The 26,325-nt window shown below is 65.5% G+C and carries 25 protein-coding genes; 19 read left to right on the top strand and 6 right to left on the bottom strand.

Going from position 1 to position 26,325, the window contains the following annotated elements:
• The first annotated feature begins 385 nt into the window (after positions 1 to 385).
• From J0I79_RS24780 to J0I79_RS24755, 6 genes are all read left to right on the top strand, one after another.
• Positions 386 to 796, top strand: coding sequence for an MbcA/ParS/Xre antitoxin family protein (locus J0I79_RS24780; protein ID WP_137934538.1), 411 nt, complete (start codon positions 386 to 388; stop codon positions 794 to 796).
• A complete protein-coding gene (locus tag J0I79_RS24775; protein ID WP_292865413.1) occupies positions 790 to 1,488 on the top strand; it encodes an RES family NAD+ phosphorylase in 699 nt (232 codons plus the stop codon). Before J0I79_RS24780 ends, J0I79_RS24775 begins: the two co-directional genes overlap by 7 nt.
• A gap of 97 nt (positions 1,489 to 1,585) precedes the next feature.
• Complete coding sequence (locus J0I79_RS24770) at positions 1,586 to 2,362, top strand: class I SAM-dependent methyltransferase (RefSeq protein ID WP_292865410.1); 777 nt, start codon at positions 1,586 to 1,588, stop codon at positions 2,360 to 2,362.
• Between the two features lie 114 nt (positions 2,363 to 2,476).
• Complete coding sequence (locus J0I79_RS24765) at positions 2,477 to 3,388, top strand: GntR family transcriptional regulator (protein WP_292865407.1); 912 nt, start codon at positions 2,477 to 2,479, stop codon at positions 3,386 to 3,388.
• A gap of 102 nt (positions 3,389 to 3,490) precedes the next feature.
• Positions 3,491 to 3,934 carry a helix-turn-helix domain-containing protein gene (locus J0I79_RS24760; RefSeq protein WP_292865404.1) on the top strand — a complete coding sequence of 148 codons (444 nt, stop codon included), beginning with the start codon at positions 3,491 to 3,493 and terminating at the stop codon, positions 3,932 to 3,934.
• Complete coding sequence (locus J0I79_RS24755; protein WP_292865423.1) at positions 3,930 to 4,508, top strand: PIN domain-containing protein; 579 nt, start codon at positions 3,930 to 3,932, stop codon at positions 4,506 to 4,508. The genes J0I79_RS24760 and J0I79_RS24755 overlap by 5 nt, the downstream gene beginning before the upstream one ends.
• 8 nt (positions 4,509 to 4,516) lie before the next feature.
• Here the strand turns inward: J0I79_RS24755 and J0I79_RS24750 are convergent, their stop codons facing one another.
• The gene (locus J0I79_RS24750) at positions 4,517 to 5,863 is read right to left on the bottom strand and encodes a glutamine synthetase family protein (protein ID WP_292865420.1); all 1,347 of its coding nucleotides are present in this window, start codon (positions 5,861 to 5,863) and stop codon (positions 4,517 to 4,519) included.
• A gap of 452 nt (positions 5,864 to 6,315) precedes the next feature.
• Between J0I79_RS24750 and J0I79_RS24745 the strand changes: the two genes are divergently transcribed.
• The 3 genes from J0I79_RS24745 to J0I79_RS24735 all read left to right on the top strand — a co-directional run bounded on the left by J0I79_RS24745 (position 6,316) and on the right by J0I79_RS24735 (position 9,355).
• Positions 6,316 to 7,686 (top strand): aminotransferase, encoded by a 1,371-nt coding sequence (locus tag J0I79_RS24745; protein ID WP_292865401.1) that lies wholly within the window; start codon positions 6,316 to 6,318, stop codon positions 7,684 to 7,686.
• A gap of 207 nt (positions 7,687 to 7,893) precedes the next feature.
• Positions 7,894 to 8,184 (top strand): metalloregulator ArsR/SmtB family transcription factor, encoded by a 291-nt coding sequence (locus tag J0I79_RS24740; protein ID WP_292865398.1) that lies wholly within the window; start codon positions 7,894 to 7,896, stop codon positions 8,182 to 8,184.
• A 55-nt stretch (positions 8,185 to 8,239) separates the two neighbouring features.
• Positions 8,240 to 9,355, top strand: a complete 1,116-nt coding sequence (locus tag J0I79_RS24735) for an alkene reductase (protein ID WP_292865395.1) — start codon at positions 8,240 to 8,242, stop codon at positions 9,353 to 9,355.
• Between the two features lie 107 nt (positions 9,356 to 9,462).
• Here J0I79_RS24735 and J0I79_RS24730 read toward each other — a convergent pair whose 3' ends face one another.
• Positions 9,463 to 10,893 carry an APC family permease gene (locus J0I79_RS24730; protein WP_292865392.1) on the bottom strand — a complete coding sequence of 477 codons (1,431 nt, stop codon included), beginning with the start codon at positions 10,891 to 10,893 and terminating at the stop codon, positions 9,463 to 9,465.
• A gap of 408 nt (positions 10,894 to 11,301) precedes the next feature.
• Positions 11,302 to 13,140, bottom strand: a complete 1,839-nt coding sequence (locus tag J0I79_RS24725; protein WP_292865389.1) for a cytochrome c biogenesis protein DipZ — start codon at positions 13,138 to 13,140, stop codon at positions 11,302 to 11,304.
• Between the two features lie 206 nt (positions 13,141 to 13,346).
• On the opposite strand from J0I79_RS24725, the gene J0I79_RS24720 reads away from it, so the two are divergent.
• The 5 genes from J0I79_RS24720 (at position 13,347) to J0I79_RS24700 (ending at position 19,744) form a co-directional block, all read left to right on the top strand.
• On the top strand, positions 13,347 to 14,111 hold the full coding sequence (locus J0I79_RS24720) for a substrate-binding domain-containing protein (protein WP_292865386.1): 765 nt from the start codon (positions 13,347 to 13,349) through the stop codon (positions 14,109 to 14,111).
• Between the two features lie 243 nt (positions 14,112 to 14,354).
• Entirely contained in the window at positions 14,355 to 15,404 is a 1,050-nt protein-coding gene (locus J0I79_RS24715) for an ABC transporter substrate-binding protein (protein WP_292865383.1), read from the top strand.
• A 304-nt stretch (positions 15,405 to 15,708) separates the two neighbouring features.
• Complete coding sequence (locus J0I79_RS24710) at positions 15,709 to 16,725, top strand: iron ABC transporter permease (RefSeq protein ID WP_292865380.1); 1,017 nt, start codon at positions 15,709 to 15,711, stop codon at positions 16,723 to 16,725.
• 33 nt (positions 16,726 to 16,758) lie between these two features.
• Positions 16,759 to 17,538: an ABC transporter ATP-binding protein gene (locus J0I79_RS24705; protein WP_292865378.1), complete on the top strand. Its 780-nt coding sequence runs from the start codon at positions 16,759 to 16,761 to the stop codon at positions 17,536 to 17,538.
• A 148-nt stretch (positions 17,539 to 17,686) separates the two neighbouring features.
• The gene (locus J0I79_RS24700) at positions 17,687 to 19,744 is read left to right on the top strand and encodes a tetratricopeptide repeat protein (protein WP_292865375.1); all 2,058 of its coding nucleotides are present in this window, start codon (positions 17,687 to 17,689) and stop codon (positions 19,742 to 19,744) included.
• A 10-nt stretch (positions 19,745 to 19,754) separates the two neighbouring features.
• On the opposite strand, the gene J0I79_RS24695 is transcribed toward J0I79_RS24700, so the two are convergent.
• Positions 19,755 to 20,687 carry a hypothetical protein gene (locus J0I79_RS24695; RefSeq protein ID WP_292865373.1) on the bottom strand — a complete coding sequence of 311 codons (933 nt, stop codon included), beginning with the start codon at positions 20,685 to 20,687 and terminating at the stop codon, positions 19,755 to 19,757.
• Between the two features lie 275 nt (positions 20,688 to 20,962).
• Here J0I79_RS24695 and J0I79_RS24690 point away from each other — a divergent pair, with 275 nt between their 5' ends.
• On the top strand, positions 20,963 to 22,477 hold the full coding sequence (locus J0I79_RS24690) for a tetratricopeptide repeat protein (RefSeq protein ID WP_292865371.1): 1,515 nt from the start codon (positions 20,963 to 20,965) through the stop codon (positions 22,475 to 22,477).
• 4 nt (positions 22,478 to 22,481) lie between these two features.
• On the opposite strand, the gene J0I79_RS24685 is transcribed toward J0I79_RS24690, so the two are convergent.
• Complete coding sequence (locus J0I79_RS24685; RefSeq protein WP_292865369.1) at positions 22,482 to 23,183, bottom strand: M24 family metallopeptidase; 702 nt, start codon at positions 23,181 to 23,183, stop codon at positions 22,482 to 22,484.
• Positions 23,184 to 23,384: 201 nt separating this feature from the next.
• On the opposite strand from J0I79_RS24685, the gene J0I79_RS24680 reads away from it, so the two are divergent.
• Genes J0I79_RS24680 through J0I79_RS24665 form a run of 4 tightly spaced genes read left to right on the top strand, consistent with a single transcriptional unit; the run spans position 23,385 to position 25,873 of the window.
• Positions 23,385 to 24,872, top strand: a complete 1,488-nt coding sequence (locus J0I79_RS24680) for an aldehyde dehydrogenase family protein (RefSeq protein WP_292865366.1) — start codon at positions 23,385 to 23,387, stop codon at positions 24,870 to 24,872.
• A gap of 6 nt (positions 24,873 to 24,878) precedes the next feature.
• Positions 24,879 to 25,280 (top strand): DUF6314 family protein, encoded by a 402-nt coding sequence (locus J0I79_RS24675; protein ID WP_292865364.1) that lies wholly within the window; start codon positions 24,879 to 24,881, stop codon positions 25,278 to 25,280.
• Positions 25,281 to 25,338: 58 nt separating this feature from the next.
• Positions 25,339 to 25,584: a type II toxin-antitoxin system ParD family antitoxin gene (locus tag J0I79_RS24670; protein ID WP_292865362.1), complete on the top strand. Its 246-nt coding sequence runs from the start codon at positions 25,339 to 25,341 to the stop codon at positions 25,582 to 25,584.
• Positions 25,574 to 25,873 carry a type II toxin-antitoxin system RelE/ParE family toxin gene (locus J0I79_RS24665; protein WP_366015154.1) on the top strand — a complete coding sequence of 100 codons (300 nt, stop codon included), beginning with the start codon at positions 25,574 to 25,576 and terminating at the stop codon, positions 25,871 to 25,873. Before J0I79_RS24670 ends, J0I79_RS24665 begins: the two co-directional genes overlap by 11 nt.
• 23 nt (positions 25,874 to 25,896) lie before the next feature.
• Here J0I79_RS24665 and J0I79_RS24660 read toward each other — a convergent pair.
• Positions 25,897 to 26,325: LysR substrate-binding domain-containing protein (locus tag J0I79_RS24660; RefSeq protein WP_292865358.1), on the bottom strand; the 429-nt coding region annotated here is incomplete at its 5' end.

Below are 26,325 nucleotides of genomic sequence, written 5' to 3'. Positions count from 1 at the left end.
CGTGACGAAGGCGAAGATCCCAAGCTCTCCCGCGGCTGTAACCTCAGGTGGTACGGGCGACTTCGCCAAGCCAAGGTCCGGGCGGCCGCCCGGACCTTGGCTCAATCGCTTCATTCCCACGAAATCTCTCTCGTGTAGATACAAGGTGGTGCCGCGAAGCGGTCGGAGAGGGGGCTGCGGCGCTGGTGAGGTCGCGCCTATTCCCTCACTGCCGCGCCGCCCCCGCTCCGTCTCGGCTTCGCCGAGCCACCTCTCCCCCATTTCATGGGAGCGAGGAACCCAAGTTCTGTCAGGTCGCGCCACGTTTTAGGTAGCTGCTACTGGCCTCATCCTTGCCAATTGGCAAATCCATGCTATATCTCTGCCAATAGCAGAGGTGAGCATCATGCAGCTTCAGTCCATCGTCACCACGCCGGCCACGGTCGGATCGGCCATTTCGGATGAAGAGGCCGGCGCGCTGGCGCGCACCACGGTCAATCTGTTCAAGGCGTGGAACCTGACCGATCTCGAGGCCTGCATCCTGCTCGGCGGCATCTCGGCGCGTACCTGGGCGCGCTGGAAGGAAGGCGGCATCGGCCGCATCGACCGGGATCTGCGTACGCGCATGGCGCATCTGATGGGCATCCACAAGGGGCTACGCTACCTCTTCACCGAGCCGGCGCGCGGCTATGCCTGGATACGCAAGCCCAATGCGACCTTCGGCGGGCAGTCGGCGCTCGACCTGATGCTGCGGGGCGAAATCTCCGACCTTGCGGCGATGCGCGAATGGCTCGACGCGGAGCGCGGTGCATGGTGAGCGGGCTTGGCGTTCGGCGCCGCGTCCACTGGCCAAAGACCTACCGCATCATCCGCTCCATCCATCCGCCGATCGACCTGTTCGAGGACATCGCCGATCCGCGCGACTGGGAGGCGCTGGCCTCGGTCGAGGAGAAGACCAATCCGCGCATCCGGCTGGAGATCGGCGATCTCGGCAAGGTGGCGGCGGCAAGGCGGGTGTCCGGCCCCGGCGCCAGCTTCGTCATGGCGCCCTTCGTGCATTGCTCGACCTTGCGGCCGGGGCGCTTCTCCGACGGCAGCTACGGCATCTACTATGCCGGCGACAGCGAGGATGTGGCGCTGGCCGAGACCATCCACCACCATCAGAAATTCATGCGCGCCACCCATGAGGCGCCGGGCTGGACGGCCGATTTCCGCGTGCTGGTCGGCAGCGTCGATCGCGACCTGGACGACGTCAATGCCGTGCCCGGCGTGCTCGATCCCGATGACTATGCCGCCTCTCAGGCGGAGGGGCGGGCGCTGCGCGCCGCCGGCAGCGACGGGCTTCTATGGAACAGCGTGCGCATGCCGGGCGGCCAATGCATCGGCATCTTCTGGCCCGACGCCATCCCGGTTCCCAAACAGGGCCGCCACTACAGCTACCATTGGGACGGCGGGCGCGTCGATTTCGTGCGTCAGCACGATACGGGCAAGGTGCTGGCGGTGGTGTGACGCGGCACGGACGGCGGTTATCCGGACAACGCCTGTCGATCGTCAAACAGCGGTCACGAAACGATGTTAACCGCCGCTTTTTTCAGGAGAAAAAGCTGTGGCTTCGAGACACCAGGACGGCAGCGCGGGCGACGCCAACTACGGCGCCATCGGCGCCAACTACACCAGCTACCGCCAGCCCGAGCCGCGCATAGCCGCACGCATCGTCGAGGCCCTGGGCGACGCCCGCAAGGTGCTCAATGTCGGCGCCGGCGCGGGTTCCTACGAACCGATCGACCGGATGGTGACGGCGGTCGAGCCGTCGGCCTCGATGCGGGCGCAGCGGCCGGCGCATCTGTCGCGCGCCGTCGACGCGGTGGCGGGCGCGCTGCCCTTCGACGACAAGAGTTTCGACGCCGCCATGGCGACCTTCACCGTGCATCAATGGCCCGATCTCACACAGGGGCTCGCCGAGATGCGCCGCGTGACGCGCGGCCCGGTCATCATTCTGAGCTGCGCTCCCGACGAGCTCAACCGGTTCTGGCTCGACGACTATGCACCGGAAGTGATCGCGGTCGAGGCTTCGCGCTATCCGACCATGGAGGCGATCGTGGAAGCGCTGGGCGGGGAGGCGCAGGTGCTGCCGGTGCCGATCCCGCTCGACTGCACGGATGGCTTCGGCGAGGCCTATTACGGCCGCCCCGAACGGCTGCTCGATCCCGGCGCGCGGCTTGCCAATTCGGCATGGAGCTTTGTCGATGCGTCGGTCGGCGAACGCTTCGTCGCCGATCTCGGCCGCGACCTCGAGAGCGGCGAGTGGGATCGCCGCCATGGCCATTTGCGCACCCAGCCGGAGTTCGACGGTTCGCTGAAGCTGGTCGTCGGGCGCGGGTAAGCGTCCGGACCCAAGGACCGAGGGGAGATTGCATTCCTAAAACCCCAGGGCGTGGACAAACGCGATTTTGCGGGGGTAAAAGGCGATTTGGGGCGCATCCGCGCGGGAGGATCGATGCAAACGCCGCTTCAGGCCCGTATTCTTGATCAGTTGCGGCAATTGCTCGGCGAAGCGCTGGAGCCTGGCGACCGCATCAACGAGGCTGAGATTTCGGACCAGCTCGGCGTGTCGCGCACGCCGGTCAGGCGCGCGCTGCAACAACTGCAGGCCGAAGGCGCCGTCGACTACGAGCAGAATCGCGGCTTCCGGCTCGCCGACATCTCGCTGCTGCTGAAAAATTCCGAGGCCGAGCAGGAGATGCTGCTCGACGAGCGCGTCATGCGCGACATGGCGATCGGCGAATTGCGCTCGGTGATCTCGGAACGGGCGCTGATGCAGAAATACGCGGTCGCCAACGGCGTGCTGATGTCGACCCTGCGGCGGTTGATGCGCGACCATCTGGTCGAGCCGTCGCCGGGGCGCGGCTGGATCTTCGCCGATGTCGGCGCCGAGGCGCTGGCCAATGGCTACCGCTTCCGCCAGATCATCGAGCCGGCGGCGATCCTGTCGGACGACTACGCCATCGATGCGCCGGCGCTGGAGGCGATCGACGCCGACCACGCCTATGCCATCGACAACCTCGAGACGATGGATCGTCGGCGGCTGTTCGACCTCGACGCCCGCTTCCACCGGCTGGTGGCGCAGGGCGCCAGGACGGCCGACCTGGTCGATGCCATCGAGCGCCAGAACAATATCCGCCGGGTCACCGAATATCTCGGCTTCCTGCGGCTGGAGCGCCTGCGTCAGTCGATGATCGAGCATCGCGGCATCATCGCCGCGCTGCTCCAGGGCGAGCGCCAGACGGCCGCCGCGCTGATGCGCATCCACCTGCAGATTTCGCGCGACGAGACCTTCGTCCACATGGAACAGGACCTCGACCGGGTGAGGGGCGGCGAGGTGAGGCTGAGCGGCGACGAGGCGGGCTGATGTCGGGGTGAGGCGGACAGATCGCCTGATTCATTTCGTTTATTGCGTTTGTTTCGAATGTTGCGGATAATGTCCCGTCAATTTGAATGATGGAGACGGACAATGGCCAAGCTGCTTGAACGCCCGATCCTGCCATCGGCCGACGACGCCGAACTGGCCGCGCAGGCCAGCCGCCAGCTCTCGCGGGGCAAGCATGAGGGCGCCGAATTGCGCGTTCAGGTGGGCAATGAGACTTTGCGCCTGCCCAAAAGCGTTGGCGACCTGCTTTACCATCTTCTGACGGAGATGGGCCAAGGCAATGCGGTGACCATAATCCCGGTTCACGCCGAACTCACGACGCAGGAAGCGGCCGATTACCTCAACGTTTCGCGGCCATACCTCATTCGGCTGCTGGAGGAAGGCAGACTGCCATTCAACATGGTCGGCACGCATCGACGCGTCAAATTCAGCGATCTGGCGACGTACAAGAGCAAGACGGAGGACGAGCGGAAAAGCCTGATGGAAGAGTTGGCGGCGCAGGCCCAGCAATTGGGGATGGGCTATTAAAACATCTCCATACACCGCCCTCCTCGATGCTTGCGTGCTTTACCCGGCCCCGCTGCGGGATCTTCTGCTGGAGCTCGCCGCAGGAGGTGGCCTGTACCGGGCCAAATGGACGGAAGACATCCATGAGGAATGGATCCGCAATCTTCTGAACGATCGTCCCGACCTCAAGCCGGAGCAGATACACAGAACGCGCGAACTGATGAACCTCGCCGTGCCGGATTGCCTGGTTCGAGGGTATCAGGAACTGATACCAAGCCTGACACTTCCCGACGAAAATGACCGGCATGTCCTGGCGGCTGCAATCGTTTCGGCGTCGGATGCCATCGTCACCTTCAATCTCAAGGACTTCCCGAAGCCGGTTCTCGACAGATATCAGTTGGATCTGACCCATCCCGACGATTTCGTCTTCAATCAGCTCGGCATCAATGACGCCGCCGTCCTGGTGTCGGTACAGCGATGCCGTCTGCGGCTGAAGAATCCGCCGAGGAGCGCCGCGGAATACCTGGACACGCTGGAGAGGCAGGGCCTGCCGAAGACCGTGAGCCGTCTCCGCGCGTATGCGGGCGTTATCTAGTCACTCCCTCAGCAGCGTTCGAACAGGCGCAGTTTTTCCCAGTCGGTCACGGCGCCTTCGAAGGCGCCGAGTTCCCAGCGGCCGCAATGCAGGTAGTGGGCGACGACATCCTCGCCGAAGGCGTGCCTGAAGGCGGGGGAGGCTTCGAGATGGTCGAGCGCGCGGTAGAGCGCGCCGGGGATGCGCGGCACCTGGTCGGCGCCGTAGGCGTCGCCGACGAAGGCATCGGCGAGTTCGAGCCTGTCTTCCATGCCTTGCAGGCCGCTGGCGATGAGCGCCGCGAAGGCCAGATAGGGATTGGCGTCGGCGCCGGGCACGCGGCATTCGAAGCGCAGCGAGCGGCCCTGGCCGAGCACGCGGTAGGCGGTGGTGCGGTTGTCGACCGACCAGGCGAGCCGCGTCGGCGCGAAGGTGCCGGCGGAGAAGCGTTTGTAGGAGTTGATGTTGGGTGCGTAGAAATAGGTCGCCGCCGGCGCGTGCGCGATGGCGCCGGCGAGGAAGTGCCTGAAAATGTCCGACATGCCGCCTGGCTTGCCGGCATCGTGAAACGCGGCCTTGCCGCTGCCGATGTCGCGCAGCGAGATGTGGATGTGGCAGGAATTTCCCGACAGGCTCTGGTCGAGCTTGGCCATGAAGGAGATGGACTTGCCCAGCTGGTGGGCGATCTCCTTGCAGCCGTTCTTGTAAAGCACCAGCCGGTCGCAGGTCTCCAGCGCCTCGGCATATTGCAGGTTGATCTCCTGCTGGCCCGGGCTGCACTCGGCCTTGGAGCCCTCGACCGGAATGTCGGCGGCTTCCATCAGGTTGCGGATCGCCCTGATATAGGGCTCGTCCTTGCTGGTCTGGAAGATGTGGCCGTCCTCCGGATACCAGCTGGAGAATTTCAGCGCCTCGTAGCGGTGGGCGCGGGCTTCCTCGAAGGTCTCGTTGAACAGATAGAATTCGAGTTCCGCCGCCATGTCGGCGGCAAGGCCGAGATCGGCCAGCCGCTGGAGCTGGCGGCGCAGCATCTGGCGCGGCGAGTGGTCGAGCGCCACGCCGGCGGGAGTGGCGACGTCGGCCAGCAGCATCGCAGTCCGCGGCAGCCAGGGAATGGCGCGCAGCGTCGAGATGTCGGGCACCAGCGCGAAATCGCCATAGCCGCGCGCCCATGAGGCAGCCTCGTAGCCGGGCACCAGCGTCATTTCCATGTCGGTGGCGAGGAAATAGTCGCAGAACAGTTGCTGCGAGGCGCCGGTCTCCAGGAAGAAGCGCGCCGTCAGCCGCTTGCCGATCAGGCGACCCTGCATGTCGGTCATGGCGACGATGACGGTGTCGATCGCGCATTCGGCGACCGCCTGGCGCAATTCCTCCATGGTCAGGCAGCCGGCGACCGGCTTGCGCAAGTCGCCGGGCAGCCACTCATGGCCGCCGGCCAGCGGCATGCCGAAGCGCGTGGTGAGTTCGTGGTTCACTGTCGTTCCTCCCAGGTGAATGTCATTGGCTGTCGCACCGGATGCGGGCGTTCAGCGGTCTGTCAGAATTGCACTTTTCATTTCTTAAGCGCATTCGTGGTGAATGGCGCGCCGAGCCGCTTTCCGGCGCCGGTCTTTCCGCTTCTTCCAGCAGAGATCAGCGTGAATCAACACCTTGCCGAACGATCCTCGCGCCACCAATGCCGGTCATCTCCCGTTTTCTCGGAATGTGTTTTGAACACGAATTGACAGAAGGTGCAAGATGGTGTTCTGTTAAAATAGTTCTTTACCAATGCAAAATGCATTATGAAGCCATCGCGCCGCAGGGCCGGCGCACTTTCGGGGAGGATCATATGAACATCGCCGCACAATCATGGGAGCGCCGCGAGGCGTCGAGCTTCTTCCACACCTTCACCGACCTACCGTCGATGCGCGAGGACGGGCCTGTTGTCATCGACAGGGGCGACGGCGCCTATATCGTCGACACGGCGGGCCGGCGCTTCTTCGAGGGCAATTCGGGGCTGTGGAACATGACGCTCGGCTTCTCCGAGCAGCGGCTGGCCGATGTGGCGGTCAGGCAATACCGCGATTTTCCCGGCTATCACACCTTCTTCGGCCGCAATTCCAAGCCGACGGTGGAACTGGCCGAGACGATGCTGGCATTGGCGCCGCTGCCGATGAGCCGCGCCTTCTTCACCAATTCGGGCTCTGAGGCCAATGAATCCGTGGTCAAGCTTCTGTGGCTGATGTGGGCCGCCGAGGGGCAGCCGCAACGGCGCAAGCTTCTGACCCGCAGGAACGCCTATCACGGCGCGACCGTGATGGCCTCGGCGCTGACCGGCAAGGACTATGTCAAGGCGTTCGGTCTGCCCGGTCCAGAGATCGTGACGCTGGATTGCCCGCATGCCTGGCGCTTCGCGCTGCCGGGCGAAAGCGATGAGGAATTCTGCGCCCGGCTGGCCGCCAATCTGGAGGCGCGCATCCTGGCCGAAAAGCCGGAGACGATCGCCGGCATGTTCGCCGAACCGGTCATGGGGGCGGGCGGCGTCATCGTGCCGCCGGAAGGCTATTTCGCGGCGATCCAGCCCATCTTGAAGAAGTACGGCATCCCGCTGGTCGGCGACGAGGTGATCTGCGGCTTCGGCCGCACCGCCAAATTGTGGGGCGCGCTGGCCGTCGGCCAGCAGCCCGACATCGTCGTGGCCTCAAAGAGCATGTCGGCGGGCTATTTCCCGATGGGCGCGGTGATGCTGTCGGCCGATATCGACAAGCGCGCCACCGCCGCCTGCGAGGCCTGGGAAGAGTTTCCGCACGGCTTCACCACCGGCGGCCACCCGGTCGGCTGCGCCATCTCGCTGGAGGCGATCCGCATCATCACCAGGGAAGGCGTGCTGGAGAACATCCGCTCGGTCGGAGCACTGTTCCAGGCCGGGCTGCGCCGGCTGGCCGACCATCCTATGGTCGGCGAGGCGCGGGGCCTCGGCCTGATGGGCGCGCTGGAAATGGTCGCCGACAAGAAGACCAAGCAGTCTTTCGACGGGTCGTTGCGGATCGGCGAGCGCATCGCGCGCGAAGCCCGCGAGCGCGGCTTCATCATCCGCCCTCTCGGCGGCTCGATCGTGCTCGCCCCGCCCTTCATCTCGACGCACGCGCAGATCGAGGAGTTGCTGGCGGTGCTGAAGGAAGTGCTCGATGTGGTTTATGCGTCGGTGGGGCGGGGGTGAGGGAACACTCGCGGCGGGTCACCGCCGCGTTGCATAATTGCGCTATGCCGGCAGGACAGAGGGGGGCGCGAAGGATCGCCGGCCTTTCCCATTCGCCTCTCTTCCGCGACAGCTACTTTCTCCAATCTCCCCCGACAACGGAACCAATTTTCTCCCATATCGTTTCTACCCGATCTATATATCGGCAGAGATCGATGCAGGGTGAAAATGGACCGCGACATCATATTGAAAGCGCTGGCGCATCCGGTTCGGCGTGATGTCCTGGCGTGGCTGAAGGAGCCTGAAAAGCACTTCACCGCGCAGGAGCATCCGCTGGAGATGGGTGTCTGCGCCAGCCAGTTCGAACGCTGCGGGCTGGCGCAATCCAGTGTCTCGGCGCATCTGGCGACGCTGGCCTCGGCCGGCCTCGTCACCACGCGGCGCGTCGGCCAGTGGGTGTTCTACAAGCGCAACGAAGACACCATCGCCGCCTTCCGCGCCGCCCTGTCCGATCTCTGAAGAGCCCCAATCCCCCGATCATCATCCCCACAAGTGCATGAAAGGCATTTCCCCTATGGCTACTCTTTTTGACCCCGTGCGGTTCGGCGACCTCGCGCTCGCCAACCGCATCGTCATGGCGCCGCTGACGCGCAACCGCTCGCCCAAGGCGGTGCCCGGCGACCTTGCCGTGACCTATTACAGCCAGCGCGCGACCGCCGGGCTCATCGTCACCGAGGCCACGGCCATCAGCCATCAGGGCCAAGGCTATGCCGATGTGCCCGGCCTCTACGGCGCAGACCAGCTTGCCGGCTGGAAACGCGTCACCGATGCCGTGCACAAGGCCGGCGGCAAGATCGTGGTGCAGCTCTGGCATGTCGGCCGCATCTCGCACGACACGCTGCAACCCGGCGGCGGCAAGCCTGTCGCGCCGTCGGCGATCAGGGCGAAATCCAAGACATTCCTGGTCAAGCCGGATGGCAGCGGCGAGTTCGTCGAGACCTCCGAGCCGCGCGCGCTCGACGTGGCCGAGCTTCCCGGCATCGTCGATGATTTCCGCCGCGCCGCGAAAGCCGCGGTCGAGGTGGCGGGTTTCGACGGCGTCGAGATCCACGGCGCCAATGGCTATCTCCTCGACCAGTTCCTGCGTTCGGGTACCAACCATCGCGGCGACGCCTATGGCGGTTCGATCGAGAACCGGGCGCGCCTCCTGTTCGAGGTGGTGGACGCCGTGACCGCCGCTGTCGGCGCCGGCAGGACCGGGATCAGGCTGTCGCCGGTAACGCCGGCCAATGACGCTTCCGATGCCGATCCGCAGCCGCTCTTCAACCATGTGGTGGCGGGCCTCGGCAGCCGTGGCCTGGCTTATGTGCACGTCGTGGAAGGCGCGACCGGCGGGCCGCGCGACTTCAGCCAGGGCGACCGGCCGTTCGATTACGCCGAACTCAAGGCCGCCTACCGCAAGGCCGGCGGCAACGGCGCCTGGCTGGTCAACAATGGCTATGACAAGGCGCTGGCCGAAAAGGCTATCGCCGAGGGCTATGCGGACCTCGTCGCCTTCGGCAAGCTGTTCATCGCCAATCCGGACCTGGTCAGCCGGCTGAAGCACGATGCCGCGCTGAACGATCCCGACAAGGCGACTTTCTATGGCGGCGACGCAAGGGGCTACACGGACTATCCGACGGCGGCCTGAGCCTGACGCTGACTGCCGGGTTTTGTGCCGGTCCCAGGAAAAAAGCCCCTCGCTGGTCATCGCGGACCAGCGAGGGGCAACCGGCTCCACAGGGGAGGGGAACCGGGTCAGGCGCGCTGCGGCACCGCCGATTGGGCGCGCGTGCGGAAGAAGGCGGCGCCGGCGCCGAACCTTGCGATCACCATCATCACGCAGCTGAGCGCGATGATGCCGATCAGCGACCACAGGGCCGCCGGCTCGAGATCGCGGATCGAGGCCAGAGCGATGGCGAGCAGCGTGACCGCGCCCAGCATCGGCACCAGGCCGAGGCTGATGAGATTGCCGAGGCTGGCGGTGACAGTGGCGCGGAAGGCCCAGCTGGCGGTGAAGCCGGTGACGGCATAGAACAGCGCAAACATGATGCCGACGACGCTGACCACCGTGTCGAAGGCGCCGGCGACCGAGGACAGGAAGACGTAGAGCCAGGTCGCCACGATCATGGCGAGGCCGAAGATGATCGTCGCCTTGGCCGGCGTGCGGTATTTCGGGCTGATCTCGCCCAGCACACGCGGCAGCAATTTGTCACGCGCCATGGCGAAGGAGATGCGGGCCGCGCCCACGAGGAAGGCCTGCGTGGTGCCGAGGATCGACAGCACGATGGCCAGCGCCATCACCTTGTCCCAGGGCGAGCCGACGAGCTGGTGAGCGATGAAGATCAACGCCGAATCCTGATGCTGGCTGATGGCGGCGAGCGGCGCCGCGCCCTGCAGCGTCACCACCAGCACGGTGTAGTAGACGCCGAGTATGCCGACCGACCACAGGGCCGCCTTGCCCGGGTTGAGTTCCGGCTTCTCGGTCTCCTCGTTGAGGTAGATCGAGGTGTCCCAGCCGGTGAACAGGTAGACGGCGACGATCATGCCGGCGACGAGGCTGCCGCCGCCGCCGACGCCCGAAGGCATCAGCCAGGCCCAGGACGGTGTCACCGTGCCTTCGCGCTTCAGGATGAAGACGACATAGACGCCGATGCAGCAGAACGAGATCAGGATGACATGCTCGATCGCCGAGATGATGGTCTGGAAGCGGGCGGTGAGCTGGATGCCGATGATGGCGTAGACCATGGTGATGCCGCCCAGGATGGTGGCGGAGATCACCTCGCCCCAGGGGTTCGAGACATCGGCGAAGCCGAACAGCGTCAGGATCGACGGGCCGATCGGCAGGATGTCGCTGACGGTGCCGAGTATGTAGCCGGCCAGCATGACGCAGCCGACGAGATAACCGAGATAGGGGCTGACGGCACGGCCAACCCAGACATAGGCGCCGCCGGCATTCTGGTCCCACATGTTGAGCCGGTGATAGGACCAGGCGATGGCCAGCATCGCCGCCGTCGTAGCCATGATCGACAGGCCGCCGGCATAGGCGGTGGCCGGAATGAGCAGGCCGAGCGAAACCGCCGTCGCCTGGCCCGGCGCCGAGGAGGCGATCGAGATCAGCACGCTCTCCCAGACCTTGATCGCACCGGGCTGCAGCCCGGGTGACGCGCCGCTCGAAGAATTGGTCATGTCAGTGTCTCCCATTGTTGTTTGCTGCATTGCTGCCGGTATCGCCGGTTCGCGGACTGGTTTCCGGCAGGCGTCATTCATCGTCCCCCGGGGAGTGTTCTGCCCCGGAGCCTCGTTCCCCGTTGGCAATGGAATGTCGTGGCGAGCGGCGACGGGCGCGGCTCGCCTGGCTTCCAGGCCGGTTTTTCGAATGCTGGCTTACGATGTCACTAAATTGCACTTGAGTCAATAATAGTGCAATTTTATGTAGCAACGACAGACGCGGAGATGTTGGGCTTTTCATGGCCTGTTTGGCTTCGCCAAGGAGGCTAAGCGCCTTCCCCTGCCTGTATCCGTTCTCAATGGCTGTGATTTTTAATATTGATAAACGCAATCATCGCTGATGTGGCGCTCTACGGCGAAGCCCCTTCACCCGAACGTAAACGCGAACGCCTGCGCGCCGGGGTCGAGGAACTGGATCTCGAACAGCCGGTCGCCAACGGCGCCGCTCTGGCGCACCAGCTGGTAGAGCCGCTGGCCCGATACCGTGCCGTTGCCGTCCGCGTCGATGTCGGTGCCGTGGTCGGCGCCGGGCGCCTTGCCGTCGATCATGACCTTGAAGCGCACCGGCTTGCCGTCGGCCGAGGGTCCCAGCACCAGATGCAGGTCGCGGGCGTGGAAGCGGTAGGCGATGCCGCCGCCGGGCTGGTTCAGCACCGCGTTCTCCCGGGCAATCGTCCAGTCGCCGGCGAGGCCCCACTGGTTGAGCGCGGGTGAGCCGGCGGCATAGACGTGGCCGGCGTCCCGCACCGCGCCGCCGGGCGAGACGAAGTTCTCCGCCCTGGCATAGCCGACATAGGTCTCGGGCGACTGCATGTCGCCCTCGGCGGCGGCGGCCTCGGCGCCGGTGGCGTCGACCTTGACGATGTCGCTCGCCACCTTGGTGTTGCCGGCCTCGGCCAGCAATTGCTGGATGATGCGTTCCGATCCGTCATAATCGCCTTCGCCGAAATGGTGATGGCGGATCTGGCCCTTGGCGTCGATGAAGTAATGCGCCGGCCAGTACTGATTGTTGAAGGCGCGCCAGATGGCGTAATTGTTGTCGATAGCGACGGAGTAGTTCACCTTGAGGTCGGACACCGCGCCCCTGACGTTGCCGACCACCTTCTCGAAGGCGAATTCGGGCGCGTGCACGCCGATCACCACCAGTCCCTGATCCCGGTATTTCTCAGCCCAGGCTTTGACATAGGGGATGGAGCGCAGGCAGTTGATGCAGGAATAGGTCCAGAAATCGACCACCACCACCTTGCCCCGGAGGCCCTCGGCGGTCAGCGGCGGCGAGTTCAGCCATTCCACCGCGCCGTCGAGCGACGGCAGCGCGCCCTCGACCGGGAGGTCGGCGGTAGGCTTTCCGGTCATTGCCATGGCTGGCGCCATTGTTATCGGGGCCATGGCGGGCGCGCCGCTCATCGTCATCGAAGGCGCCGGCTTCATCGCCGGGGCGCCGGTCATGGCCATGGCGGGTTCCGCATTCTTCGCCGCGTTGAACCTGTCGAGCAGGCCTTGCTCCAGCGAAGACGTGCTGGCGAGCGAAACCTGGGTGAGGAAACCGGTGTCGAGGCCGAGCGCGATTGCGGCCACCGCCGCCAACACCAGAACGCCCAACCCCCGGCGCACCCATTCGCCGACGCCGAGCGAGCGCTTCATGGCGGCAAAGACGCGGCCGCCGACCAGCAGCGCCAGCGCCAGCGAGGTGGCGGCGCCCAGCGCATAGGCCAAAAGCAGAAGCGAGGTGCCGACATTGGCGCCCTGCAGGGCGGCGCCGGTCAGGATCAGGCCGAGCACCGGGCCGGCGCAGGGCGCCCACAAGAGGCCGGTGGCGACGCCGAGCAGCAGCGAAGGCAACACGCCGGAACCGCCGCCGGCGGCGCTGCGATCGGCCGACATGGAAAGCCTGGCGCCGAGATCGACCAGCGGCCGCGTCAGCCGTTCGGAAAGGCTGGGCAGCAGCAAAGCGAGGCCGAACAGGGCAAGCAGCGCGATGGCAAGGACGCGGCCATACTGGTTGGCCTGAACCGCCCAGCCGCCACCGACCGCGGCCAGCGTCGCCACCAGCGCGAAGGTGGCGGCCATGCCGACAAGCATCGGCAGGCCGCTTTTGACGAACGGCTTGTCGGCGCGGGCGAAGACGAAGGGCAGGACCGGCAGGATGCACGGGCTGACGATGGTCAGCACGCCGCCGAGATAAGCAAGCAGGAACAGGATCATTTAGACGGCTTCCCAGTGTCGGTTGCGGCCGGATTGAACATTCGCTCAAGACGACATACAGAGCCATACGAAGGCAAACGCTATTTTGTTACGGATATAACGTCGATCACGCGCAGTTGAAGGTCATGGCGGAAGCGGGCGGCTGTGCGCCGGTCTGCCGCCGCCTCTCCCATCGCGGTTTCGTTCGAAACAAAAGGGGTAAAAGAATGGCTCCCGCCAAGAAAGCCGTAATGATGATCTATGCCGCCGGCAGCCTGCGCCATGTGCTGCCGTCGCTCGTCTCGGCCTTTCACGCGATGACGGGGGTGACCGCCGAAACCCGCCTCGGCCCGGCCGGGCTGCTGCGCGAGCGCATCGAGGCGGGGGAGCGGCCAGACATTTTCCTGTCGGCGAGCTTTGCCCATCCGGCGCGGCTGGCGGTGCAGGGGCGGGCGCGGCCGGCGGTGGTGTTCGCCCGCCACGCCATGGCGGCCGCCGTGCGCCGCGATGCCGGCATCACCACGAAGAGTTTCGTCGACAGGCTGCTCAACCCGGCCATCGGCATCGCCACCTCGACGCCGCTGAAGGACCCTTCCGGCGACTATGCCTGGGCGATCTTCCGGCGCATCGAGGCCGTGCGGCCCGGCAGCTTCGCGCTGCTCGACGCCAAGGCGCAGAAGCTGGTCGGCGGCTCGGAGACGCAGAACACGCCGGGCCGCTACGACCCGATCGCGGCCGCGCTCGCCGCCGGCACCGCGCATGTCTTCCTCGGCTACCGCACGGGGCTCACCGGACTGGTGAAGGAGACTGGCGGTCTCCAGATCGTGGAGATCCCGGCCGCGGTCAATGTCGTGCCGGAATACGGGCTGGCGACGCTGAAGGACAGTTCGCCGGCCGCGATGGCCTTCGCGCTGTTCGTGATGTCGGCGACGGGGCAAGGCATATTGCGCGATTTCGGCTTCCAGCCCGTGGCGCTGCCGGAAGGCGGGTGATCTCGGCATCTCTTCCTTCTCCCCTTGTGGGAGAAGGTGGCCTCGCGAAGCGAGGTCGGATGAGGGGTGTTCCAGGGAACGCCAACGCCTCACTTCGCTGGAACACCCCTCATCCGTCTCGGCGCTGCGCGCCGATCCACCTTCTCCCACAAGGGGAGAAGGAAGCGCGCGCCTGTCGAGCTTGCCGCATCTCGCCCCACGCTATATGCATAAAAACACATCGAACACCTCAGGAGGTCTCCAATGATTTCGCGCCGCGGCTCGATGCTGGCCCTAGCCCTGATCTCGTCGCTCCTGGCCTTCGCGCCGGCGATGGCGCGCACGGTCACCGACCAGCTGAACCGCACGGTGACCGTTCCGGACAAGGTCGAGCGCATCGTGGTGCTGCAGCACCAGACGCTCGACATTCTGGTGGAGCTCGGCGCGGCCGACAGGATCGTGGGCGTGCTGCGCACATGGCCGAAGCTCATTCCCGGCCTCGACAAATATGCCCCGCAGCTCGCCGGCCTGCCGACGCCCGGCGACCTGTCGACCGCCAATGTCGAGGAGGTGCTGAAGCTCAAGCCCGATGTCGTCTTCGTCACCAATTACGCGCCGCCGGCGATGATCGAGCAGATGACGCAGGCCGGGCTGCCGGTGGTGGCGATCTCGCTGTCGAAGGGCGAGGGCGTCGAGGCGCCGAAGCTCAACCCGACCTTCGCCGATGACGATACCGCCTATGGGGAAGGGCTGAAGATCGGCGTACGGCTGATCGGCGACATCGTGGGCAAGCGCGAGCGGGCCGATGCGCTGCTGGACTACGCCTTCGCGCAGCGCAAGCAGGTCGAGGACCGCGTCGCCCCCATTCCCGACGCCGAGCGCGTAAAACTCTACATGGCCAATCCCGACATGAACACCTACGGCTCGGGCAAGTACACCGGCGTCATCATGAAGCGGTCCGGCGGCGTCAATATCGCGGCCGGCGTGCGCGGCGCGACCAAGGTGTCGATGGAGGACGTGCTGGCCTGGAACCCGCAGGTGATCTTCGTGCAGGACCGCTACGCGCCGGTGGCCGACGAGATCAGGAAGGGCGCGGCCTGGCAGCATGTCGACGCGGTCGAGAACAAGCGCATCTACATCACGCCCGAATATGTGAAGCCCTGGGGCTATCCGCTGCCCGAAGCGCTCGCGCTGGGCGAATTGTGGATGGCCAAGAAGCTCTATCCCGAACGCTTTGCCGACATCGACATGCAGAAGCAGGCCGATGCGTATTACACGCAGTTCTACGGGCAGGCTTATACGGGGTCGAATTGAGGGTGTGAGGTATCAGAACTTGGGTTCCTCGCCCCACGCAGTGGGGAGAGGTGGCTCGGGCGCAGCCCGAGACGGAGAGGGGAGCGACATCGATGAAGCCGGAGCCGGTTCAAAGCAGGGCGCATGGTGAGAAGCGGGGTTGCGCATCCATGAACAGCAAACCTTGACCGTCGCGCTCCCCCCGCTCCGTCTCGGGCTATGCCCGAGCCACCTCTCCCCCGCTTTGCGGGGGCGAGGAACCGCCAATCGCGAAGCCCGCGCTTCGAGGAAGATGCGCCTACCCACCAAGCGCAGGCGCTAGGCCATGCGCATATCCGGATCCCGCAACCTCGCTACCATCCTGCTCATCGCGCTGCCCGTTCTGCTCTTCCTCCTCTCCTTCCTGCTCGGCCGCTATCCCGTCGAACCCATCACCGTCATCAGGGTGATCGCCGCGCAAGTCCTGCCGATCGCGCAGGACTGGCCGCCGGTGGTGACCTCCGTGGTGCTCGATGTGCGGCTGCCGCGCGTGCTTGCCGCCATGGTCGTCGGCGGCGGGCTGGCGATCGCCGGGGCCTGCTATCAGGGCGTGTTCCGCAACCCGCTGGTGTCGCCCTTCACGCTCGGCGTGTCGGCCGGCGCCGGTTTCGGCGCGGCGGTGGCGATCCTGCTGTTCGGCGAGCGCTACGCCACGCAGGCCTGCGCCTTCGCTTTCGGGCTGCTGGCGGTGGCGATGTGCTTTGCCATGAACCGTTTCTTCCGGCTGAACTCGACCATCGCGCTGGTGCTGGGCGGCGTCATCGTCGGCTCGCTGTTCACGGCGCTGCTGTCGCTGCTCAAATATGTCGCCGATCCCAATTCCAAGCTGCCGGTGATCGAGTTCTGGCTGCTCGGCTCGCTGTCCTCGGTCACCACCGCGGACCTCGTGCCGGTGCTCGTCGTCACGGTGCCCTGCGTCGCCGGCCTGCTGGCGCTGCGCTGGCGGCTCAATGTGCTGGCGATGGGCGACGAGCAGGCGCGCATCATGGGTGTCGAGGTGGCGCGCCTGCGGCTGGCGATGATCCTGCTGTCGACGCTGATCGCGGCGTCGGCCGTGTCGATCAGCGGCATCATCGGCTGGGTCGGGCTGGTCATCCCGCATTTCGCCCGCATCCTGGTCGGGCCGGATTTCCGCCGGCTGCTGCCGGCGACGCTGTCGCTCGGCGCCTGTTACCTGCTGATCATCGACGATGTCGCGCGCACGGTCACGGCGGCCGAGGTGCCGCTCGGCATCCTGACGGCGATCATCGGCGCGCCGGTGTTCATGCTGCTGCTCGGGCGCGGCAGGCTGGGCTGGGCGTGATGGCCATGATGAGTTCGCCATGATGAGTCCGTCATGATCCTGGCCGCATCCGATCTGGCCTTTTCCTATCCCGGACGCGCCAGTCCGGTTTTTTCGGGCGTCAACCTGGATATCGCGGCGCGCGAGGTGGTCTGCGTGCTTGGACCGAACGGCGTCGGCAAGTCGACGCTGCTGCGCTGCCTTGCGGGGCTTTCCGCGCCGGGCGCGGGTTCCGTCCTGGTGGAAGGCCGGCCGATCGCCTCGCTGTCGCGCGCGGCGGTGGCGCGGCTGCTGGCGCTGGTGCCGCAGAGCTACGAGACGGTGTTCGCCTTTTCGGTGCGCACGGTTGTGGAGATGGGGCGGGCGCCGCATCTCGGCCTGTTCGACGCGCCGGGCGAGGAGGCGGCGCGGATGACCGAGGACGCGCTCAGGACGCTCGGCATTCCCCATCTCATCGACGCCGCCTATTCGGAGATCAGCGGCGGCGAGCGGCAGCTGGTGCAGATCGCGCGCGTGCTGGTGCAGGCGCCGAGGCTGATGATCCTGGACGAGCCGACCGCGCATCTCGATTTCGCCAACCAGGCGCGCTTCCTTTCGCTGGTGCGGCGGCTCGCGGCAAGCGGGCTCGCCGTCATCCTCACCACGCACGCGCCCGACCATGCCTACGCGCTGGCCGACCGCACGCTGGTGATGTCGCCGCACCAGCCGCCGGTGCTGGGGGCCACGAATGAGATCCTGACCGAGGCGGTCCTGTCCGGCGCCTATGGCGTGCCGATCCGGCTGATCCGCTCGGGCGGCCATGTCGCCTGCGTGGCGGAGGTGGATGTCCAGTAAAGCTTGCCCGTCTGGGCTGGGTCGGATGATTTCGTCGCCGGGCCGACTTGCGTCGATCAAGGATTTGTCTGATCAAGCCAGTATGAGCGCAGCAACCCGCAGACATGATCCAGCCTCCGCCCGCATGATGTTTCGTCGATATGGGAGCGTGCGTGCAGGGCGGGCTCTGAGCGTTCTCGCCATGCTGTTCCTGCTCGGGGCTTCCGCCTTGGCTGGCAGCCTCGATGACTGCGCCAACGACAAGCTTGACACCGCCAAGCGGATTGCCGCCTGCAAGGCCGTCATCGAGGACAAGGCAACGACCTCGGGCGATCGGGCCATTGCCTTTTTCAACCGCGCCAACGCCCTGTCGGATATGGGCGCCTACGATTTCGCCATCGCCGATTATGGCGAGGCGATCGCCCTCAATCCGAAGGACGCCGACGCCTTCAACAATCGGGGCCTCGCCTGGGGCCACAAGAACGACTACGACCGCGCGCTCGCCGATTACGACAAGGCGATCGAGTTCAACCCGCAGCTCGCCATCGCCTATGGCAACCGGGGCATGATCTGGAACAGCCAGAAGCGCGACTACGACAAGGCGATCGCCGATTTCGACAAGGGGATCAGCCTCGAGCCGGAAAACAACAGTCTCTACAATCTTCGCGGCAACGCCTATCTGCGCAAGGGCGACTACGACAGCGCCATCACCAGCTACAGCCAGGCGATCTTTCTCGACCCTGAGGATCCCGACCAGTATTTCAATCTCGGCCTGGCCTGGACCTCCAAGGGCAATCCGGAGCGCGCCATCGCCGACTACAGCCAGGCGATCAGCCTCGACGCGAACCATGTCCATGCCTATCGCTGGCGCGCCGACGCCTGGGTCAAGCTCGGCGACAAGGATCGGGCGCTGGCCGATTATACCGATGCGATCAGGCTCGATCCCGGCGACGGCGAGACCTTCCGCGACCGCGCCGAGATCTGGCGCGGGAAGAAGGATTACGACCGCGCCATCGCCGACTACAGCCAGGCGATCACCATCGATTCGAAGGACGCGGTGGCCTACAACAATCGCGGCTGGACCTGGTCTTTGAAGAAGGATCCCGACCGCGCCCTGGCGGATTTCAACATGGCGATCGCCATCGATCCGCATTACGCGAGGGCGTTCGACAATCGAGGCCTGATCTGGGCCGAGAAGGGTGACCCGGACCGCGCCATCGCGGACTATGACGAGGCCATCGCCATCACCCCGGGGGATGCCTGGCTCTACAATGACAGGGGGCGGGCCTGGGCGGACAAGAACGACTATGTCCGCGCCATTTCGGACTTCAATGTCGCCATCATGATCAAGCCCGACATGGCGATCGCGTTCAGGAACCGGGGCTCGGTGTTCAGCCGCCAGGCCCACTATGACAGCGCCATCGCGGACTACGACCAGGCGATCAAGCTCGCCCCGCGCGATACATTGGCCCTCAGGAACCGGGGCTGGGTGTTAGCCCGCAAAGGCGAATATGACCGCTCGATCGCTGATTACGATCAGGCCATCGCGGTCGATCCTCGCTATGCCGAAGCCTACAACGGCAGGGGCCGCGTCTTTATCTACAAGGCCGATTACGACCGCGCCGTGGCGGATTGCAGCCAGGCCATCGGCCTTGATCCGAAGGAGGCCTCCGCCTTTGCGTGCCGCGGCCTGGCGCGCCTGTACAAGGCGGATTACGGCCAGGCCCTGGCCGATTATGACGAGGCGCTGCGGCTCGATCCCAGGTCTGCCGGCATTTACGGCGACCGGGGCGTGCTTGCCTTCTATTCGGGCTCTCCGCAGAAAGCGCAGGCCGACTTCGAGCAGGCGGCTTCGGTCGATCCCGACGGTCGCTACAATGCCTATTACGCCATGTGGCTCGACATAGCGCGGCGGCATCAGGGGCTGCCGAGCGTTCTGGGCAATGCGAGGCTGGACGCCACGAAATGGCCGGCGCCCGTAGTCAGCCTGTTCCTCGGCCGGCAGGGCCCTGAAGCCACGCTTGCCGCCGCCGACGATCCCGATGCGACGACGAAAAACGAGCATCTGTGCGAGGCGCGCGTGTTCGTCGCGGAGTTCCAGCGCCTGCAGCACCACGACGACGAGGCCTTGGATCTCTATCGGCTCGCGCTGCGCGACTGCCCACGCGACTTCACCGAATACACGGCGGCTTTCGCGGCCCTGCGGGCCATGGGCAAGGCGCCGTGAGGGCTGGCCCCTAGCGCGGCGAGAATGCCGTTGCGGTCAGCCTGTCGTCACTCAGGAACGTGGCGTCCTTGCCCGCGAAGACCTGTTGCGACGCTGGCTCGATGCCGAGTTGCCAGACAAGCCAGGCGGTGATGACGGGAAGGAACGCGCCGATGCCCTGCCGGCAGCCCAGGGCGAGAAAGCCGCAACCGGGCTGGCCCTGAATGTCGTTGTGGTCGGCGCCGCGCACCGAGGCCCGGGCCCTGGCATGGCCAGCGGGAACCGCGTCGTAATAGCTGGCAACCGCCTCCGGCTTCGACAACCCGTCCCTGGCGCCGGACAGGAACAGGATCGAGGTTTTCGGCGGCAGGCCGCCCGGTATCTGGTCGCAGTCGCCACGGCTGCAAAACTTGCGCGCCGGCAAGTCGATGGCGATGACGGTGCTTATGCCGCCCTTGTCGGCGATGGCGGCATTGACCGCGCCGCCGGCGCCCTGAGAATGGCCTATGGCGGCGATGCGGTTGAGGTCGAGCGGCGCCACCGGCCCGTCACGGGTGAGCAGGGCCAGCGCGTCGCGCATGGTCTCGCCTCTGGCTACGCTGGCATCGCGCGTGGCCACCACGGCCATGCCCCAGGAGGCCAGGTGGCGCAGCAGCAGGTCGTATTTGTCCGGCGAGGCCCAGGTGCCGTTGCCCCATGTCACGACCGGGAATTCCCGGCCGTCGCGGCTGACCGGCAGATAGAGATCGGCGGCCTTGCCCTTGCGGTCGCAGCACAAAGCCTCGCGCCTGACTTCGACCTTGTAGGGGCCGGGGCGCGCAAAACGCTCCAGGCCCGGCGATGCGGACGCAGCGTGTGCGCAGACGGTTCCCGCCGCGACCAGCAGCCATGCGAGCGCGACACGACGGAGTATTAGCGATGTCGAAACAAAGACTTGGTCGAAGGCATTGTTATGCGGAATCATGTCTCGACGATGCATTCAAACCTTGGCGCAAAGGCGGCGGACGCGCTCGTGACGGACGCCCATGCGACACGCCAGCTTGCCTTGCGATCTCCGCCGGCGTTCGATCCATTTTCCCGACTTGAACGCGCCAACAATCCGCCCCAACCGTACGGCAAGTCTGCGCAACACGGATTTGATGGCGGTTCGGCCGTATTCGTGCGGCGATCTTGGGGGGTGATTTGGTTCGCTATGCTTTTGCCTGCTTCATAATCCTGGTCACTTGCAGCCTTCCGGCGATGGCCGAACCAAGTGATTGCGGCAACAACCGGCGCGACGACCGGACAAGAATCCTCGAGTGCACGCTTGTGATGGAGGACAAAGGCGCCACCGACGAGGCAAAGGCGCGCGCCTATGCCACGCGCGCGGCGCTGCTGGACATCGTCCGCGAACAAGACCGGGCCATCGTCGGCCTTGGGCGGTCGATCGAGCGCGACCCGGGCAACAGCCGTATCTACCGGCAGCGGGCGTGGTTCTGGCTCAGAAAGTACGATCCTGAGCGCGCGATAACGGACTACGACGCGGCAATCAGGCTGGACCCCGGAAATGCCGCGATCTACCGGGAGCGCGGGGATGCATGGGCCGCCAAGGCTTTCTACAAAGCAGCCATTGCGGACTATGATCAGGCTATCAGTCTCGATCCCGGGAATCCCCTTGGCTACAACAATCGTGGCCTGTTGCGGATCCGGTCCGGCGACTTGGATAAAGCCATCGACGACACCAGCCGGGCGCTGGATCTCGATCCGGCCTACGCCGAAGCCTTCAACAACCGGGGCCTGGCCTGGTGGTACAAGGGCGACGACGACCATGCCATCGCCGAGTATGACCGCGCGATCACCATCGATCCGAGACATGTGAAGGCGTATGCCAACAGAGGCGCTGCCTGGCTCTCAAAGGGCGACAAGAGCCGCGCCATCGCCGACTACGACAAGGCGATCGCAATAGACGCCAGCCATTCCGATGCATACACGGGCAGGGCCGAGGCCTGGAGCCTGATGGGCCGATACGGTCGCGCCCTGTCGGATTACAACCGCGCGATCAGCCTCGACACCGGCGATGCCGTGGCCTATCTCGGGCGCTGCGAGATGTGGCGCTACGTCGGGCGATACAACAGCGCGGTCGAGGACTGTAAAGAGGCGTCGCGTTTGTCGCCGCAGTACTCCCATGCCTATCAGGCGATGGGAGATGCGGAAATGCTGTTGACCGACTATGCCGGCGCATTCGCCGACTACAGTACGGCCATTCGGCTCAACCCGACATTCTCCCGCTTCTATCTCAGCCGTGGGATGGCCAGATTTTACTTTCGTTCGCCGGCCGGCGCCCAGGCCGATTTCGAACAGGGCGCATCGATACGGCCCGACGACCCCTATCTTGCAATCTGGGTCGAACTTTCGCGCCGCCACAACGGACAACCAGGTATGTTGCGCGAGGCGAAACTGGACATGACAGCGTGGCCGGCGCCGATCGTGCGGATGCTGCTGGGGGACGGCCAACCGGAAGCGGCATTGGCCGCGGCGGAGCACTCGGACGAGATCACCCGGGACGAGCGGTTGTGCCAGGCCAATTTCTATACAGCCGAGTTTCATCGGCTGGCGCGCCGCCATGACGAGGCCTTACGGCACTATCGCCTGGCGTTGGCCGGGTGCCGCAGGGATCTCGTGGAGTTTCTGGCAACGGTCAGCGCGTTGCGTTCAACCGGCAACGCACCGGCGCTGGAAGACGGGTTCGCAAGGGAACGCGCGATCCGCCGATAGGGCCTTACCCCTCCAGCAGCCTTTCATAAAAACCGCCGAAGGCGCCGTCGGGCGAGACCAGGTGGATTTCCAGGATCCAGTGGCGCACGCGGCCATTGGCGTCGAGATTGCGCATCGGGTCGGGATTTTCGGGGCTGACATGGTGGAGCTGCTTGACGCCTGGAATACGGGCGTGCGGGAATTCGGCCACGATGTGGCCGGCGATCTTGCCGCCGAATTTCCAGCCGGCCTTTTGCGCCGCGTCGCAGGCGAAGGCGTAGAGCTCGGCGCCCGAAATGCCGGGGTTCTCCTCGAAGTGGCGCTTCACGATGTCGAACTGGCGCGGCAGTTCGCGGCAGAGCGCGTGCTTCTGCGGATCGGGGCCGACCGCGTAGCTGCGGCCGACATCGGCCTCCCACTCCTCCAGCACCGGACCGAGATCGAGGAAGACGATGTCGTCGTCTTCCACCATGCGGATCGGCGGGTTGTCGGCGGCGGTGGACAGCGTGTTGATGCCGGCGCGCACGATGCGCTTGTGCCAGTCGCGCTCGATGCCGAATTTCTCTTTTGCCAGCGCGCGGATGTCGAGCTCGATCTCACGCTCGGTGCGGCCCGCCTGGATGAACCCGGCATCCTCGATCGCGTCGAGAAGGTTCAGCGCCATGCGCTCCGCGCCCCTCAGCGCTTCGGTGCGCGCCGCTTCGTCGTGCTGTGCCGTCGCTTCCATGATCTCTCCCTTCCGATATATCCATGGAAATACAACGTCGGGATTTCGGGCTCAAGCAGTCACGGCATTCCAGGGGGCCGTTATCCATTGTGACAGCGTTCCCGGCGGCATCCCGCAGGCCGCTTCCTTGTCCCCCCGGCAATATCGGGCGATAAGGGCCGTTATTGAGTTTTCCGCCCGTTTCATCATGGAGTTTTCGACATGACCGTTCATCCCAAGCTGCCGTCGGCGCCCCGCAAGTTCCAGAACCTGATCGGCGGGAGCTGGGGCGACAGCCAGGGCGGCGAGATCGTGCGCCTCAGCCCGGCGCATGGCGTGCCGGTCTCGGTGGTGCCGCGCGGCACGGCCGCGGATGTCGACAAGGCGGTGGCGGCGGCGCGTCGCCGCTTCGAGGGTGGCGGCTGGGCGGAAATCCCGGCGGCCAGCCGCGCGGCGATCCTGCGCAAGGCAGCAGACCTCATCCTGCAGCAGAAGGACGAGCTGGCGCTGATCGAGACGCTCGAAAGCGGCAAGCCGCTCTGGCAATCGGTCAACGAGGTGACCGGCGCCGCCGACCTCTGGTATTACGCCTCTGGCCAGGCGCAGGCCATGCATGGCGAGACGTTCAACAATCTCGGCCATGACTCGCTGGGGCTGGTGCTGCGCGAGCCGATCGGCGTGGTCGGGCTGATCACGCCCTGGAATTTCCCGTTCTACATCCTGGCCGAACGGCTGCCCTTCATCCTTGCGGCCGGCTGCACCGTGGTGATGAAGCCGAGCGAGCATACGTCCTCGACGACGCTGATGATGGGCCGCATCCTCGAACAGGCCGGCCTGCCGGAAGGCGTGGTCAACATCGTCACCGGCTACGGCGATCCGGTCGGGCAGGCGATCGTCAACCACATGGACATCGACATGGTGTCGTTCACAGGCTCGACGCGGGTCGGCCGCTCGACCGTCATCGCCTCGGCGGCCAACATCAAGAAGGTCAGCCTGGAACTCGGCGGCAAGAACCCGGTGGTGGTCACGGCCGATGCCGATCTCGACAAGGCGGCCGACGGCATCGTCTACGGCGTCCTGCACAATGCCGGCCAGTGCTGCGTGTCGGGCAGCCGGCTGATCGTGCATGAAAGCGTCGAGAAGCCGCTGACCGAGCGCATCCTCGAGCTGATGGGCAAGGTGCGCGTCGGCGATCCGCTGGTTCCCGAGAACCGGGTCGGCGCCATCGTCAACGAAACCCAGATGACGCGCATCCTGGGCCTCATCGACCAGGGCAAGTCGCAGGGCGGCAAGCTGGTGACGGGTGGCGCGCGCATGGAGCCTCGGGCCGGCTATTTCGTCGAGCCGACGCTGTTCACCGGCGTGACGCGCGACATGACCATCGCCCGCGAGGAGGTGTTCGGTCCGGTGCTGGGCATTTCCACCTTCCGTTCCACCGCCGATGCGATCCGCATGGCGAACGACACCGAATACGGGCTCGCCGCCACGATCTGGTCGTCGGACCTGCGCAAGAGCATGGACCTGATGCGCGGCATCCGCGCCGGGCGCATGTGGATCAACACCACGATCACGGGCGGCCCGGAAATGCCGATCGGCGGCTACAAGCAGTCCGGCCTCGGCCGCGAGACCGGACCGTCCGGCATCGATGAATATACCGAAGTGAAGTCGGTGATCGTCGATCTCGGCGCCCGCCAGCCCTGGGTGATCTGACCGGCGATGGAAAGGCTTGCCGGCGACTGGACGGTGCGGCGCACGGTGATCGATTTCCTCACCGGCGCGCGGCATGGCTTCGAGGGCAGTGCCGTCATCACCGCCGACGCCTTCACCGAGCAGGGCCTGCTGCGGTTCGGCGAGCGCGAAATGCCCGCCAGCCGCAACTACCGCCTGGAGCCCGGCGAGACGGCGACGCGCGTGCTCTATGCCGATGGCCGCGACTTCATCACGCTCGAACCGAAGGCGGCGCAGAGCGTGCGCCATCTCTGCGGCGCCGATCTCTATGCCGGCCGCTTCTTCTTTCGTGGGCCCGACGAATGGGCCGAGGTCTGGCGGGTCAAGGGTCCGCGCAAGAACTATGCGAGCCTTGGGTGGTTCCAGCGTCAAACCGATGCATCGCGCTGAAGACATGACATATACCAATTTTTGGTATAGAATTTCCTGATCAACTGAAGGAGCGTCCGTGCCCCGAAATACATCTGTCTCCCTTGGCGATCATTTCGCCGGTTTTATCGATGCGCAGGTCGAGACGGGCCGTTATGGCTCGGCCAGCGATGTCGTGCGCGCCGGTTTGCGCCTGCTTGAGGAACACGAGGCCAAGGTCGCCGCCCTGCAAGCCGCCCTAGCGGCCGGCGAGGCTTCCGGCACGCCGGCTGCCTTCGACAGCGCATCATTCCTGACGAGGATGCGGGCCAAGCATGTCAGGTGAGAGCCGCGAATGCCGGTTCTCACCCATGGCGGAAGCGGATCTGGAAGAGATCTGGCTCTATACATACAGGCAATGGTCGCTGGAGCAGGCAGACCGGTATCAGCGCGATCTGATCGATACGGTCGAAGACCTGGCTCGGGGCGTGAAAGCCGGTCGCCGTGTCGATGTCCGAGCCGGGTACTTCAAATATCCGGTTGGCCAACACTTTGTCTTCTTCCGCCTGTCCGAAAAGGCGCTGGATGTCATCCGCGTCCTGCATCAGCGCATGGATGTCGAACGCCATCTGTGAGAACGCCCTGAAAGGCGCAGGCCTCAAACAAGGGCATCGGCCAGCAGCTTCGCCTGCGGTGTCAACGCCTCGAAGCCGCGGGCGCACAGGCTGAGCTGGCGCGTCGCCCATTCGTCGGTCAGCCGCAGCCGGCGCAGCGTTCGCGCGGCGCGGCGCGCGGCGCTTTCGGGGACGATGGCGATGCCGGCGCCTTGCGAAACCAGCCGGCAGACATTGTCGAGGCCGGGCACGCGGATGCGGAAATGCAGGTGGCCGCCCAGGCGCGCGGCCTGTCGAGCGATGTGCTCCTGCAAGGGATGGCCGGTGCTCAGGCCGACAAAGGCTTCGCCGAGGATGTCGGCAAGAGCGGTGGCGTGACCTTCGAGGCCGGGGCGGTCCCGCGCGGCGATCACCACCAGGCGATCGATGAAGAAAGGCCGCTGCTCCAGATGCGCAAGGCCGGCCCAGGTCGC

The sequence above is a fragment of the Mesorhizobium sp. genome (genome assembly GCF_017306585.1).
In the GTDB taxonomy this organism is placed as follows: Bacteria; Pseudomonadota; Alphaproteobacteria; order Rhizobiales; family Rhizobiaceae; genus Mesorhizobium.
The sequence above is the reverse complement of the archived record's forward strand: the minus strand, read 5'-3'. Positions and strand labels throughout refer to the sequence as shown.

Bases quoted from the DNA above. Each gene is read 5' to 3' on its own strand.
- J0I79_RS24780 (WP_137934538.1), top strand. From the start codon at position 386: ATGCAGCTTCAGTCCATCGTCACCACGCCGGCCACGGTCGGATCGGCC.
- J0I79_RS24775 (WP_292865413.1), top strand. From the start codon at position 790: ATGGTGAGCGGGCTTGGCGTTCGGCGCCGCGTCCACTGGCCAAAGACC.
- J0I79_RS24765 (WP_292865407.1), top strand. From the start codon at position 2,477: ATGCAAACGCCGCTTCAGGCCCGTATTCTTGATCAGTTGCGGCAATTG.
- J0I79_RS24760 (WP_292865404.1), top strand. From the start codon at position 3,491: ATGGCCAAGCTGCTTGAACGCCCGATCCTGCCATCGGCCGACGACGCC.
- J0I79_RS24750 (WP_292865420.1), bottom strand. From the start codon at position 5,863: ATGGAGGAATTGCGCCAGGCGGTCGCCGAATGCGCGATCGACACCGTC.
- J0I79_RS24745 (WP_292865401.1), top strand. From the start codon at position 6,316: ATGAACATCGCCGCACAATCATGGGAGCGCCGCGAGGCGTCGAGCTTC.
- J0I79_RS24740 (WP_292865398.1), top strand. From the start codon at position 7,894: ATGGACCGCGACATCATATTGAAAGCGCTGGCGCATCCGGTTCGGCGT.
- J0I79_RS24735 (WP_292865395.1), top strand. From the start codon at position 8,240: ATGGCTACTCTTTTTGACCCCGTGCGGTTCGGCGACCTCGCGCTCGCC.
- J0I79_RS24730 (WP_292865392.1), bottom strand. From the start codon at position 10,893: ATGACCAATTCTTCGAGCGGCGCGTCACCCGGGCTGCAGCCCGGTGCG.
- J0I79_RS24725 (WP_292865389.1), bottom strand. From the start codon at position 13,140: ATGATCCTGTTCCTGCTTGCTTATCTCGGCGGCGTGCTGACCATCGTC.
- J0I79_RS24720 (WP_292865386.1), top strand. From the start codon at position 13,347: ATGGCTCCCGCCAAGAAAGCCGTAATGATGATCTATGCCGCCGGCAGC.
- J0I79_RS24715 (WP_292865383.1), top strand. From the start codon at position 14,355: ATGATTTCGCGCCGCGGCTCGATGCTGGCCCTAGCCCTGATCTCGTCG.
- J0I79_RS24710 (WP_292865380.1), top strand. From the start codon at position 15,709: ATGCGCATATCCGGATCCCGCAACCTCGCTACCATCCTGCTCATCGCG.
- J0I79_RS24705 (WP_292865378.1), top strand. From the start codon at position 16,759: ATGATCCTGGCCGCATCCGATCTGGCCTTTTCCTATCCCGGACGCGCC.
- J0I79_RS24695 (WP_292865373.1), bottom strand. From the start codon at position 20,687: ATGATTCCGCATAACAATGCCTTCGACCAAGTCTTTGTTTCGACATCG.
- J0I79_RS24690 (WP_292865371.1), top strand. From the start codon at position 20,963: ATGGCCGAACCAAGTGATTGCGGCAACAACCGGCGCGACGACCGGACA.
- J0I79_RS24685 (WP_292865369.1), bottom strand. From the start codon at position 23,183: ATGGAAGCGACGGCACAGCACGACGAAGCGGCGCGCACCGAAGCGCTG.
- J0I79_RS24680 (WP_292865366.1), top strand. From the start codon at position 23,385: ATGACCGTTCATCCCAAGCTGCCGTCGGCGCCCCGCAAGTTCCAGAAC.
- J0I79_RS24675 (WP_292865364.1), top strand. From the start codon at position 24,879: ATGGAAAGGCTTGCCGGCGACTGGACGGTGCGGCGCACGGTGATCGAT.
- J0I79_RS24665 (WP_366015154.1), top strand. From the start codon at position 25,574: ATGTCAGGTGAGAGCCGCGAATGCCGGTTCTCACCCATGGCGGAAGCG.